The following is a 13,044-nucleotide window of genomic DNA, read 5'->3' as shown; positions in this document are numbered from 1 at the left end:
TCCCCACCTTACAAACACATTATCCACAAAAGTTATCCACATATCCACATGCATCATCCACATATTGTGTGAGAATCTGTGTTCGACACAACATATATCGCCTTATTTTGACAAAATTCACATGTTTTTTTCTTATCTTCTTCGTTATCCACATTGTGGATAACTGGAGCTACTTCACATTCATCCACAATGATATCTAGCGCTAACTCCACATGTTCTAAACAACAAGGTAACTTCATAGTTTCACCTCACTTATCCACAACAGAAAACAGGAGGGGCTGCCTCCTGTTTTAATACTGTTGACTGCCTAATTTTACAGTTATTGTTTCTCGTTTTGCCCCACGATAATATGTAATCGTCATTTTATCGTCAATTTTCTTATTATATAGGACTTTCCGGAATGCAATAATATCCTGCACTGTTTTTCCATCAACCGCTACAATGACATCATATTCATGTAAACCTGCATCGCTACCTGGCGATGGACTTTTTACATCTAAAATACATACACCTTCCGTTATATTTGCTGGGAGGTGCAATGTTTTATCCCAATAATAAGTAGGAATTTCATTTAAAGATCTAAGCTCAATCCCAACATAAGGCCGTCTTACCTTCCCATACTTTTCGAGCTCATTCATCACAGGGACAGCTCTTGCAACAGGAATTGCAAGTCCGATTCCCTCTACCTCTTTTGCAGCAATTTTCATGGAATTGATGCCAATAAGTTGCCCTGCTTCATTTACAAGAGCCCCGCCACTATTACCTGGATTAATAGCAGCATCTGTCTGCAATACTTCTACTTGCCAATCATAATGTCCATCTTGATCTAAATCAACCGGTACAATGCGTTCATTTGCTGAAATAATCCCTTGTGTTACAGTACCTGAAAATTGTAAACCAAGCGGATTTCCGATTGCAAGCGCAGCTTCACCGCGTTTTACTTTCGTAGAATCACCAAGGTCAATGACCTTTTTCGCATATTTTTCTTCAATTTGTAAGACAGCTAAATCTGTTACAACATCAGTTCCCAAAATCTTTCCAGGAACTTTTTTCCCATCACTCAAACTTACTTCAATGCGATTTGCTCCTGCTACAACATGATTATTCGTTACAATATATGCGTTTCCTTTTTCCTTCTTGTAAATTACACCAGATCCTGTTCCTGCTTCTGCATCTGCCTCTGAAAAATTATCACGCTGAATATTAATAACACCAACAACCGCTTCTGAAGCACGGTCAACAGCTTTAACGAAGCCATCTCCTGTATTCACAGATTGAGGAGTAGACTGTGCTATATACTGTTTCTCTTCACTTGCTTCAGTTTCTCTTATTGTAGTCCAACCTAATTTTGAAAACGTTGGAATGGCAAAAGCAAATAATGTAGCACCAATGACAGTTCCCGCTACACCAGAAATAAAAATATGTTTATGCTTTTGCTTTCTTTTTCGTTTCATCTGAACATCTTCTTCATCAATAAAGGACATTTATGCTCACCTAGCCTTCCGAAAGCATTTATATTCTCCTTTATTGTTTACCAAAATGAAGAATTATACGTATTGAATTTTAGTTGGTGTTTTCGGATCAGTATCGTGCAATTGAAATGCTTCTCCTACAGCTAGTCCTTTTTCTTCAAGAACTTGTGCAACAGACATACGAGCAAGTTCTTTCATATTGTTATCTAAACTAAGGTGAGCCAAATAAATATGCTTTGTTTCATCTGTAATTACATCAGTCATTGCAAGAGCTGCATCTTCATTAGAAACATGCCCTACATCACTTAAAATTCTTCGTTTAATGCTCCATGGATAACGTCCCATTCGCAGCATCTCAACGTCGTGATTACTTTCAAACACAAAAGCATTGGCTCCCTTAATAATCCCTTTCATTCGGTCACTAACATACCCCGTATCTGTAATAAGCACTAACTTTCTTCCGTTATGATGGAACGCATAAAACATTGGCTCTGCAGCGTCATGTGAAACGCCAAATGATTCCACTTCAATATCTCCAAATGTTTTAACTTCTCCAATCGAGAAAATAAATTTTTGCTCCGTTGGAATATTACCGATTAAGTGTTCCATTGCATTCCATGTCTTCTCATTTGCATAAATGGGTAAATGATACTTACGAGCTAATACACCTAGCCCTTTAATATGATCACTATGTTCATGTGTGACAAGAATACCAGCTATACTATTTATATCTAATTCAGCTTGTTGAAACAAAGCTTCTGTCGCTTTTCCACTCAATCCTGCGTCTACTAATAACTTTTCACGTTCTGTCCCTACATACAGGGCATTTCCCGTACTGCCGCTTGCAAGTACACTAAAATGCAAACTCATTTACTCTCACTCCATTGCTCAGTGTCCTTGTTGTCCTTACCTAATTGAATAATTTGTCCTTCTATTGCATTTACAAAGTAGTCTATTTTATCTGTATACAAATTCCATGTTGGAACAAGAACTTGCACATTTGAAGAAGAAGGAGCTACCACTGTTGCATATCCTAATTTTGCTCCTTTTATATGACTTCCTTGCCTTAATTCGTTTTTCTTATACAATGTTTCTAATGCATTTGGGGCAGAAATAATATCCAATTCTTTATTCTTTTCTCCCATCTCTTTAAAGTCATATAGCATTGTTTGTGTATACGATATAATTTCCTTCTTTTCATTTAGTTCAGCAACAATCATCCCATGTTGATTATAAAAAAGTGGTTTATCCTTATATTTTTGAAAGAAATACACTTTCGATCCTTCTGATTTTCCTGCAGCATTGTATTTTTGTCCATCAATTACATAAGAACGTAGAAATTCACTATAGTTCTCACTTGTTGTTGCTTTTGCATTCCAAAATGGCTCTTTAAGTTTACTTACAATTGTATTTTGTTCTTGCAAAGATACCGTTTGATTCTTTAAAGAATGTATACCCTCATCGGAAAAAACTCTATTTTTTGCCATAATATACGTATCTTTCGTCGGTTCTTTCGGAAAATCCTCAAATATAATTTTATCTGCTTTCATTTGTTCTTCAATATTCGTTTCCGTCGTATACTCAAGTTGATTACTATCTCGTTTTTGCACGAACTGAAAGACAAGGAAGAGATCTAAAATGAAAAAGGTAACAATAAAAATTGTTTTAATCCTATTCCAATCCAATGAGCTCTCCCCCTTTCTCTTCGCTCCACTCTAGAACTTTATTGTCTTCACCGTACACAACATACCAAATAGGTTTTAAATTTACTGCAGCAATATTTTTCCCATCTGTCCCTGACTCCGGTGTAAGCTTATATCCTAACCGAATATCCTGAATTAATTTCATATCCACATTTTTCTCTAAAGATTGTATAACTGTCTTACCATCCGCAAGAGAGATTTTTTGGTCATCACCATACTTTAATGACAACTTAAATAATGGACGTTTATAGGAAATTAATTCTTCCGCTCCCCATACTTCTTCTAACGTTGCCATACCACTTTCATTAAACACGGGTAAGCTATCAACATATAAACGATATGTTGTTTGTCCTTTTTTAGTGTTCATGTAATCAAAACGATAAGAATCCGTTAAGCCACTATGACTATTAATAAAATCGAAACTGCGTTGAGCAAGTGTATTTCCAGATAATGCATGTTTTTGATCTGATACAGCTGAATTTGTATACTGCAGCATTTGCTTTTTCTTTAATACTTGCATGAGGCGAATTCCATCTGTATATGTGTTTTCACGTTCATCAGATACTTTTTTTACATAGCGAGGATCTGTAAATAATGCATTTATGAATATATCCTCGGATATGTTATTTACTATATAACCCATACTTTGCATATCCGTTTTCGTATCTGGTAAAAATATCTCCCTCGTATCACTTAATGTGTATTGAGAGTAGTCCCTCGCGCTAGCTGCAAATTGATCACGTGCCGTTTCAAGATCTCGAAGCGGAATTCCTTTTAATACCATATAGTACACCTTACGATGTTCATACGAAATAAAATATACAGGAATATTACCATCACGACTTTTTTGTAAATCAATCATTATGCGATTAAAGCTATATGACTCTGAGATTTTTTCTTTAATTGTAAAAACGCCTCTCATAGAATCCAATGGCATATCTGTAGGAAAAATCATTTCAATCTTGTTTTTACCACGAACAAAGGAGAAGAATTGCTGTTTTGGGATATCATTTGATATATCTTTAAAATCGGATAATTCTCCTCTTTCCAGCAATTTATATAATGGATCAATACTATTTATATTTTCGCTTCCAAGATGCGTATTCTCTTTATGAAAAAGAACCATAGAAGGTAAAATTACATTCGCAAGGCTCTTCTGTTCCCCCTCTGTATTGTCTTGTAAATATTTCGCATTTTGCAATTTACTAGAATCAGGTACATAGGTCCATAAATTAAAAGTAAGAAATACACTAATAACAACCAAGTTAATTAGCAAGACTGATTTTAAGTTTTCAATATTCATTCCCAGTCATCCTCTTCGTCCTTTTCCATTGGAAGCATGAAATAAATGGTCGTTCCTTTTCCTTCTTCGCTTTTTGCCCAAATCGAACCGCCATGAGCTTGAATCATTTCCTTGGCAATTGCTAGACCTAATCCTGTTCCGCCCAATTTACGTGAACGAGCTTTGTCAACGCGATAGAAACGTTCAAAAATCTTATCAACGTTCTCTTTCGGAATTCCCACTCCTTGGTCGCTAATGCTTATTTCTAACATATCTTCTCTTTCCCGTAAACGATATGTTATTGTTCCACCTTCTGGAGAATACTTTAATGCGTTTGAAATAATATTATAAAGAACTTGTGTAATTTTATCTTCATCGATCTCAATGAAACGTGCTCTCTTAGAAAATGAACGTTTAAAAGATACGTTCTGTTCTTTTGACATTTCAAAACGATCAATGATATTACTAAAGAATTGTGTAAAGTCTACCCATTCTTTCATTAGACGATATTCCGTACTATCTAATTTTGAAAGCTGTAGCAGCGCATTAACAAGTCGAATCATTCGCTCCGTTTCTTCTTGTGTTACCTGTAAGAATTGCGGCGCAATATTCGGATCTTGCCACGCCCCTTCCCCCAATGCTTCCAAATAGCTTCGCATCGTTGTTAATGGTGTACGAAGTTCATGAGAAACGTTTGCCACAAATTCACGGCGTTCCCTCTCAATTCGCTCTTGTTCCGTTACATCATATAATACAGCGATAAAACCATTTATCTTTCCATTCTCTTTTTGAATAATAGAAAAGCTAGCTCGTAGAATATACGGCTCATCTCTTGTACTAAAATCTAATATGACAGAGTCTGGTTCTTCATATAAATTATCTAATGTGTACTCTTCTTGAATGCCTAATATTTCTAGAATAGATTGATCTAATGCTGTTTCACGTGAAACGTTAAGCATTTTTTCTGCCGGATCATTTAATAAGATAATATCTCCTTTTCGATCTGTTGCAATTACTCCATCTGTCATATGAGATAATACAGACGAAAGCTTTCTTCTCTCACTCTCCGTAGAAGAACGAGCTTGCTGCAACTTCTTCGACAAGTTGTTAAATGCCAACGCTAATTGACCAATTTCATCATGACCATGTACTTTTACTTTACGAGAGTAATTTCCCTTTGCCATTTCAATGGCTTGCTTTCTCATATCTGAAATTGGTCTTGTAATAGTTTGCGCCAATAAAATACCTAGCACAGCTGTTACTAATAATGCAATAACCGTTCCCGTTGCAAAGATTTGATTAATAAGCTTCATTTGTTTATAAACATCTTCCATAGAAGCAACAATATAGATTACACAACGTTTCTCATTATTTACTTTAATAGGAGTAGCAACAACTTGCACACGATTTCCTGTATTACGGTCTATTTCCAGTTTTTCAACAGGCTTTCCTTGCACCAGGGCTCGCTTTACCAATAAATCTGTTGTTTTTTTTCCGACAATACCTTGATTATATTGATGTGATGTTGCTAACACACGACTACCCTCATCAATTACACGAACCTCTTGAATATCAGCTTTTCGATCAGAAGAAAAATCTTCTATACTCGTTTTCAGTGCCTCTTCAATGGAGGGACCTTTTGTTTTATCTCTTTCTTTTGCAAATTCCTGCTTTAAGTTGTAAGCAAGTAAATTCGTTCGTTGTGTTAATGATTCCTTAAAACTCTTCACAAGATTCTTCTCTAACTCCCGAACGAAATATACACCAATAATTTGCATTGCCATTAAAATTAATAGCATGTAAATTAATACGAACTTTAAGTGAATAGACTGAAAAAAACCAACTTTCTTCATATATTACTCCTGCTCTGGATCGCGTAAGTAATATCCCACACCACGTCTTGTTACAATTAAAGTCGGATGACTTGGATTATCTTCAATTTTTTCACGTAAACGACGAACTGTTACATCTACTGTACGCACATCACCAAAGTAATCATAACCCCAAACAGTTTGTAATAAATGTTCACGGGTCATAACTTGCCCTAAATGCTTTGCTAAATAATGAAGTAATTCAAATTCGCGATGTGTTAACTCAATATTTTCCTCGCGTTTTGTTACACTATATGCATTTGGATTAATGATAATCGGACCAATAACCATCTCTGCATTTTCTTCTTTTTCAGCTGCCGCCCCTTGTTGATGACGACGTAAATTCGCTTTTACACGTGCTAATAACTCACGTGTACTAAACGGTTTCGTTACATAGTCATCTGCCCCCAGTTCTAGTCCAAGAACTTTATCAATTTCAGAATCCTTAGCTGTTAGCATAATAATTGGCATTTCATAGTTTTTTCGTATTTCACGACAAACTTCTAAGCCATCTTTTCCCGGTAACATAATATCTAATAAAACCATATCTGGTTGTTCTTCATTTGCTTTTTCAATTGCTTCATCACCATCATGAGCCATTACAATTTCAAAACCTTCTTTTTCTAAATTAAACTTTAAAATATCTGCAATTGGTTTTTCATCATCAACGACTAAAATTTTCTTTCCCATCATCTTAGTTTCCTCCTGAACGTTTAATGCCTTCCTTACAGAAAAACCTCTAGCTTCAACTGCTAGAGGCTTCCCTTCATTCTATTTTAAAAGAACTAATCTCATTTGTAAAATTGTACAATATAAAAAGGATATTAAGCGGGCCCACTTAATATCCTGAAAGTGGCTCGGGACGGAATCGAACCGCCGACACGAGGATTTTCAGTCCTCTGCTCTACCGACTGAGCTACCGAGCCAAAACATATATATAAAACCACTAATTGTGGTATTAAACAAAAGTGGCGGTCCCGACCGGGGTCGAACCGGCGATCTCCTGCGTGACAGGCAGGCATGTTAACCACTACACCACGGGACCAAAACACAATATATATATAAGTGACCCGTACGGGATTCGAACCCGTGTTACCGCCGTGAAAGGGCGGTGTCTTAACCACTTGACCAACGGGCCACGAAAATAAAATGGTGAGCCATGAAGGACTCGAACCTTCGACCCTCTGATTAAAAGTCAGATGCTCTACCAACTGAGCTAATGGCTCATATTCACCAATGTCATGTTTTCGTGACGACAAGATTTATAATATCATGAAATGTTTTCTTTTTGCAATACTTTTTTATATTTTTTTATAAGAACATGAAAAAAGAACCCATTTAAATGCGGGTTCTTCTTTCAATATACCGTATTTTTAAGAAAAAAACAAGATTAGATACCGTATACGTTACGAACAATATTTGTTTGGCTACGGTCTGGACCAACTGAGAACATAGCTAATGAAATACCTGTTAATTGAGATACACGTTCTACATAATGTCTTGCATTTTCAGGAAGTTCAGCTAATGTTTTTACGCCTGTAATATCTTCTGTCCAACCTGGAAGCTCTTCGTATACTGGCTCACATTTCGCTAAAATATTTAAGTTTGCTGGAACTTCATCAAGAATTTCACCGTTATATTTGTATGCAATACAGATTTTCACAGTTGGAATACCTGTTAATACGTCGATAGAGTTTAAAGATAAATCTGTTAAACCACTAACGCGGCGTGCGTGTCTTACAACAACACTATCAAACCAACCTACACGGCGTGGACGACCAGTTGTTGTACCATATTCACGACCAACTTCACGAATTTGATCACCAATTTCGTCATGAAGCTCAGTTGGGAATGGACCGTCACCTACACGGCTTGTATATGCTTTACATACACCTACTACGCGTTTAATTTTAGAAGGGCCTACACCAGAACCGATTGTTACACCACCAGCAACTGGATTAGAAGATGTAACGAACGGATACGTACCTTGGTCAATATCAAGCATAACACCTTGTGCACCTTCAAATAATACGCGGCGACCTTCATCTAATGCATCATTTAGTACAACAGATGTATCACATACGTATTGTGCAATTTGTTGACCATATTCGAAATACTCTTCGAAAATTTCTTCTGCACTAAATCCTTCTGCATCATACATTTTTTCGAATAAACGATTTTTTTCCGCTAGATTACGCTCAAGCTTTTCTTTAAATGCCTCACGGTCTAAAAGGTCTGCCATACGAATACCTATGCGAGCAGCTTTGTCCATGTATGCAGGACCGATACCTTTTTTTGTTGTACCAATTTTATTATCACCTTTACGTTCTTCTTCTAACTCGTCTTGTTTTAAGTGATAAGGTAAGATAACGTGTGCACGGTTACTAATACGTAAATTATCAGTGTTTACGTCACGATCATGTAAGTATTTTAATTCCTCAAGCAAAGCTTTTGGATCTACTACCATACCGTTTCCGATAACACAAATTTTTTCTTTATAGAAAATACCAGATGGAATTAAATGCAATTTATATTTAACACCGTTAAAAACAATTGTATGTCCTGCGTTATTTCCGCCTTGATAGCGCGCAACTACTTCCGCATGTTCAGAAAGGAAATCAGTAATTTTACCTTTTCCTTCGTCGCCCCACTGTGTTCCTACAACTACTACTGAAGACATTATTCAAGCACCTCCGAAATTTTCAAACGAACTTTTTAAACAATATAATTGTACCAAAATGCAAAGAGAAGTCAATTTAAAAACGAACATTTTTTTCTCTTTTATCTTTTTCGTTCGTAAGAATGCCTCTTTACTTATGAAATCATTATTCTCACAAACAAAAAAAGAAACACATTTTATTATAAGAAATGTGCTTCTTTTTTATACTCTCACTATGCTGGCGGTGCATGTCCATTATCAAAGCGTCGTTCTAAGTTTACGAATTTGTTAAATTCCTTCACAAACGCCAACTCAACTGAACCTACTGGACCATTACGCTGCTTAGCAATAATAATTTCAATTGTATTTTTGTTTTCCGTTTCTCGGTCATAGTAGTCTTCACGATATAAGAATGCTACTATATCAGCATCTTGCTCAATACTTCCTGATTCACGAATGTCCGACATCATCGGACGTTTATCTTGACGAGACTCTACACCACGAGAAAGCTGAGATAAAGCAATAACTGGAACTTCTAGTTCACGCGCAAGCCCTTTTAATGTACGAGAAATTTCTGATACTTCTTGCTGGCGGTTTTCACCAGATTTCCCGCTACCCTGAATAAGCTGTAAATAATCGATTAAAATCATTCCAAGGCCATGTTCTTGTTTTAAACGTCTACACTTTGCTCGAATTTCACTAACGCGAATTCCTGGTGTATCATCAATAAAAATACCTGCATTTGAGAGACTACCCATTGCCATCGTCAGTTTCGCCCAGTCTTCCGAAGTTAAAGTCCCCGTACGAAGACGCTGTGCATCAATATTTCCTTCTGCACAAAGCATACGCATAACGAGCTGATCAGCCCCCATCTCTAAACTAAAAATCGCAACATTTTCGTCCGTTTTGGTAGCAACATTTTGGGCAATATTTAAAGAAAATGCTGTTTTCCCTACAGATGGGCGTGCCGCTACAATAATTAAATCATTCCGCTGGAAGCCTGCTGTCATACGATCTAACTCTGTGAAACCAGTTGGAATTCCTGTAATTTCACCTTTTTGATTATGCAGTAATTCAATTTTATCGTAAGCTGCTACAAGAACATCTTTAATATTTTGAAAACCTTTTGTATTCGTACGCTGAGATACTTCTAATATTTTTTTCTCAGCTTCATTTAATAGACTCTCTACATCATCTTCTCGTTCATAACCATCCGACACAATATGCGTTGCTGTCCGAATAAGCCGACGCAAAATCGATTTTTCTGCGATAATACGTGCATAATATTCTACGTTAGCAGCCGTCGGTACAGCTTCTGCTAGTTCAGCTAAATAAGAAACACCGCCAACTTCTTCTAATAAGTTTTGATCAGCAAGTGCTGCTGTTGCGGTAACTAAATCAATTGGCTCTCCTTTATCAGAAAGATCAAGCATCATTTGATAAATTTTTTGATGCGCCGTTCGATAGAAATCTTCTGGCATTAGCATTTCCGAAGCTGATGTTAACGCTTCTTGATCGAGAAAAATAGCTCCTAAAACGGCTTGCTCAGCCTCTATATTATGCGGAGGGGTACGATCAGCAAATACGTCACTCATGCGCAAACCTCCTCTTCAATCTTTTGTTTATTGTTCAGTAACATGTACTTTCACTGTTGCTGTTACTTGTGGATGTAATTTCACGGTAACGTTCGTATATCCTAATGCACGAATTGCATCGTCCATTTCAAATTTACGTTTATCAAGTTTAATATTATGAGTTTTTTGTAAGCCATCTACAATTTGTTTACTTGTAATAGAACCAAATAAACGGCCACCTTCACCCGATTTTGCTTTTAATTCTACTGTTAACTTTTCTAGCGTTTCTTTTAATTCCTTGCATTTTTCAAGCTCTAACTCTGCATCTTTTTCTTCTTTACGCTTTTTCGCATCTAATGTTTTCACATTTGCATTTGTCGCTTCAATTGCAAGTCCTTGTTTTAATAAAAAGTTATTCGCATAACCGTCTGGTACGTTTTTTACTTCCCCTTTTTTTCCTTTACCTTTTACGTCTTTTAAAAAGATTACTTTCATGATTGTATTCCTCCCTCTAAATACTCATTTATAACAGATTGTAAGTTTGCTTCTGCTTCATCAATTGATATGTTTTGTATTTGCGTTGCAGCATTTGTTAAATGACCGCCCCCGCCTAAATTTTCCATAATAAGCTGTACATTTACTTCCCCTAAAGAACGTCCACTAATCCCAATCACGCTTTCACTACGCTGTGCAATTACGAAAGAAGCAATCACTCCTGTCATTGTGAGTAATGTATCAGCTGATTGGGCAATTAATACTTGATCATAAAACCCATCACCATCTACCTTTGCAATTGCAATCCCATTTTTATAAATGTACGCATTTCGAATTGTTTTTGCAATTTGTAAATAATGGGCCATATCTTCTTTTAATAACTTTTGTACTAATATAGTATCTGCGCCATGAGAACGAAGATAGGAAGCTGCATCAAACGTACGTGCTCCGGTACGGAATGTAAAACTCTTCGTATCCACTATAATACCTGCCAGTAAAGCTGTTGCCTCTAGCATATTCATTTTCAAACGCTTAGGCTGATATTCCAACAGCTCCGTTACAAGTTCTGCTGTAGATGATGCATATGGCTCCATATAAACAAGCAACGGATCTTCAATGAAGTCCTCACCGCGGCGATGATGATCAATTACAACAACATTTTCAATCTTATCAAGTAACTTTCTTTCCATAACCATAGATGGTTTATGGGTATCTACTACAACAAGAAGCGAATCATCATTCGCAAATTCAAGAGCCTGCTGCGGTGTAATAAAGCGCGACCATAATTCCTCATGCTGCTTAACTTCGTCCATTAAACGCTTAATTCCTTTATCAGAATCATTTTCATCTAATACGATATATCCTTCTCGTTCATTAAGCTGCGCTACTTTCAAAATCCCAATTGCAGCTCCAATTGCATCCATATCCGGTGCCCGATGCCCCATAATAATGATATTGCTACTTTCTAACACAAGATCTTTTAAAGCATGAGAAATCACACGTGCACGTACACGAGTACGCTTTTCTACCGGATTCGTTTTCCCACCATAAAACTTCACTTTCCCTGTTGCTTGTTTAATAGCCACTTGATCTCCACCCCGGCCAAGTGCTAAATCGAGACCAGATTGCGCCATAGATCCAAGCTCTACTAGTGACAAATCACCAGAACCAACACCGATACTAAGAGTCAGGGGAATATTTCGTTTAGATGTTTCTTCACGTACTTGATCTAAAATATCAAATTTCCCTTTCTCCATTTGCGTTAAAATACTTTCATTTAACACAACAAAATATCGTTCAGATGAAGCACGTTTTAAATACGCCCCATACTTCACAGCCCATTCATTTAGTAAAGATGTAACGTGACTTGTAATATTTGTACGCAATTGATCATCTAATCCTTGTGTTACTTCATCATAGTTATCTAAATAGATAACAGCAAGTACCGTTCTTTGGTCTTCATACATTTTCTCAATTTCTGTTTGCTCTGTCACATCAAAGAAATAAATTAACTTCTCTTCTTTCCTCGCAAATACACGGAATTTTCGATTGTTTAAAGATACAATATCATTAGCTGTTTCCCCTTTTGTAAATAAAAGTAAGGTTTCTGATAGATCATACAAGTGCCATCCAGCTAACGAATGTTGCCCTAAACAAGAAGATAGATATGGATTTGCCCAGTCGATTCCGTAATCTTTATTATATAGTAAAATTCCAATTGGCATTTGATTGAAAGCCTCATTACTTACCTTTTTCACTCTTGTAATCGTATCATTCGTATACTTTTCAACGCTTTTTTGAAATGCAAGTTCAAATTTTATAACAAAAAATAAGACGATACAAAAGACAACAAAGGAAATCATACCCGTCATCCAATGAAAATAAACGAGAATGGTAATGAGTAAAAGCGCTAAAAACGCCAATACATAAACAGGATATAGAAACCGCTGTTTCTTATAAAATTCAGGCATATATACAACTCCTATAAA

The 13,044-nt window shown here is 36.4% G+C and carries 10 protein-coding genes, 4 tRNA genes and 1 pseudogene; all 15 read right to left on the bottom strand.

Annotated features, from left to right (window positions below; translation table 11 throughout):
- Positions 1–53 precede the first annotated feature (53 nt).
- Positions 54–239: a CxxH/CxxC protein gene (locus BM350_RS20190; RefSeq protein ID WP_090916264.1), complete on the bottom strand. Its 186-nt coding sequence runs from the start codon at positions 237–239 to the stop codon at positions 54–56.
- A 51-nt stretch (positions 240–290) separates the two neighbouring features.
- Complete coding sequence (locus tag BM350_RS20185) at positions 291–1,484, bottom strand: S1C family serine protease (protein WP_090916266.1); 1,194 nt, start codon at positions 1,482–1,484, stop codon at positions 291–293.
- Between the two features lie 63 nt (positions 1,485–1,547).
- Positions 1,548–2,342, bottom strand: coding sequence for an MBL fold metallo-hydrolase (locus BM350_RS20180; protein WP_090916268.1), 795 nt, complete (start codon positions 2,340–2,342; stop codon positions 1,548–1,550).
- Positions 2,326–3,157 (bottom strand): annotated as a pseudogene (gene yycI / locus BM350_RS20175) (two-component system regulatory protein YycI). The gene BM350_RS20180 and the pseudogene yycI overlap by 17 nt, the downstream one beginning before the upstream one ends.
- A complete protein-coding gene (yycH, locus tag BM350_RS20170) occupies positions 3,144–4,478 on the bottom strand; it encodes a YycH family regulatory protein (protein WP_090916273.1) in 1,335 nt (444 codons plus the stop codon). Before yycH ends, yycI begins: the two are co-directional and overlap by 14 nt.
- On the bottom strand, positions 4,475–6,310 hold the full coding sequence (gene walK / locus BM350_RS20165; RefSeq protein ID WP_090916275.1) for a cell wall metabolism sensor histidine kinase WalK: 1,836 nt from the start codon (positions 6,308–6,310) through the stop codon (positions 4,475–4,477). Before walK ends, yycH begins: the two co-directional genes overlap by 4 nt.
- Before the next feature lie 3 nt (positions 6,311–6,313).
- Complete coding sequence (gene walR / locus BM350_RS20160; protein WP_090916277.1) at positions 6,314–7,021, bottom strand: cell wall metabolism DNA-binding response regulator WalR; 708 nt, start codon at positions 7,019–7,021, stop codon at positions 6,314–6,316.
- A gap of 160 nt (positions 7,022–7,181) precedes the next feature.
- Positions 7,182–7,254 (bottom strand) — tRNA-Phe (locus BM350_RS20155).
- A 43-nt stretch (positions 7,255–7,297) separates the two neighbouring features.
- Positions 7,298–7,373: transfer RNA gene (locus tag BM350_RS20150), tRNA-Asp, on the bottom strand.
- 21 nt (positions 7,374–7,394) lie between these two features.
- Positions 7,395–7,466: transfer RNA gene (locus BM350_RS20145), tRNA-Glu, on the bottom strand.
- A 12-nt stretch (positions 7,467–7,478) separates the two neighbouring features.
- Positions 7,479–7,554: transfer RNA gene (locus BM350_RS20140), tRNA-Lys, on the bottom strand.
- 164 nt (positions 7,555–7,718) lie between these two features.
- Positions 7,719–9,008 carry an adenylosuccinate synthase gene (locus BM350_RS20135; protein ID WP_090916279.1) on the bottom strand — a complete coding sequence of 430 codons (1,290 nt, stop codon included), beginning with the start codon at positions 9,006–9,008 and terminating at the stop codon, positions 7,719–7,721.
- A 212-nt stretch (positions 9,009–9,220) separates the two neighbouring features.
- Entirely contained in the window at positions 9,221–10,582 is a 1,362-nt protein-coding gene (dnaB, locus tag BM350_RS20130) for a replicative DNA helicase (protein ID WP_090916281.1), read from the bottom strand.
- Between the two features lie 27 nt (positions 10,583–10,609).
- Complete coding sequence (rplI, locus tag BM350_RS20125) at positions 10,610–11,056, bottom strand: 50S ribosomal protein L9 (protein WP_090916283.1); 447 nt, start codon at positions 11,054–11,056, stop codon at positions 10,610–10,612.
- The gene (locus BM350_RS20120; protein WP_090916286.1) at positions 11,053–13,026 is read right to left on the bottom strand and encodes a DHH family phosphoesterase; all 1,974 of its coding nucleotides are present in this window, start codon (positions 13,024–13,026) and stop codon (positions 11,053–11,055) included. The genes rplI and BM350_RS20120 overlap by 4 nt, the downstream gene beginning before the upstream one ends.
- Positions 13,027–13,044 lie beyond the last annotated feature (18 nt).

This window comes from Bacillus sp. 103mf (genome assembly GCF_900116295.1).
In the GTDB taxonomy this organism is placed as follows: Bacteria; Bacillota; Bacilli; order Bacillales; family Bacillaceae_G; genus Bacillus_A; species Bacillus_A bruguierae.
This window is presented reverse-complemented; position numbering and strand designations above follow the sequence as displayed.

Coding starts and splice junctions, on each gene's coding strand:
- rplI (WP_090916283.1), bottom strand. CDS start 11,056: ATGAAAGTAATCTTTTTAAAAGACGTAAAAGGTAAAGGAAAAAAAGGG.
- BM350_RS20190 (WP_090916264.1), bottom strand. CDS start 239: ATGAAGTTACCTTGTTGTTTAGAACATGTGGAGTTAGCGCTAGATATC.
- walK (WP_090916275.1), bottom strand. CDS start 6,310: ATGAAGAAAGTTGGTTTTTTTCAGTCTATTCACTTAAAGTTCGTATTA.
- BM350_RS20180 (WP_090916268.1), bottom strand. CDS start 2,342: ATGAGTTTGCATTTTAGTGTACTTGCAAGCGGCAGTACGGGAAATGCC.
- dnaB (WP_090916281.1), bottom strand. CDS start 10,582: ATGAGTGACGTATTTGCTGATCGTACCCCTCCGCATAATATAGAGGCT.
- BM350_RS20185 (WP_090916266.1), bottom strand. CDS start 1,484: ATGTCCTTTATTGATGAAGAAGATGTTCAGATGAAACGAAAAAGAAAG.
- BM350_RS20120 (WP_090916286.1), bottom strand. CDS start 13,026: ATGCCTGAATTTTATAAGAAACAGCGGTTTCTATATCCTGTTTATGTA.
- walR (WP_090916277.1), bottom strand. CDS start 7,021: ATGATGGGAAAGAAAATTTTAGTCGTTGATGATGAAAAACCAATTGCA.
- yycH (WP_090916273.1), bottom strand. CDS start 4,478: ATGAATATTGAAAACTTAAAATCAGTCTTGCTAATTAACTTGGTTGTT.
- BM350_RS20135 (WP_090916279.1), bottom strand. CDS start 9,008: ATGTCTTCAGTAGTAGTTGTAGGAACACAGTGGGGCGACGAAGGAAAA.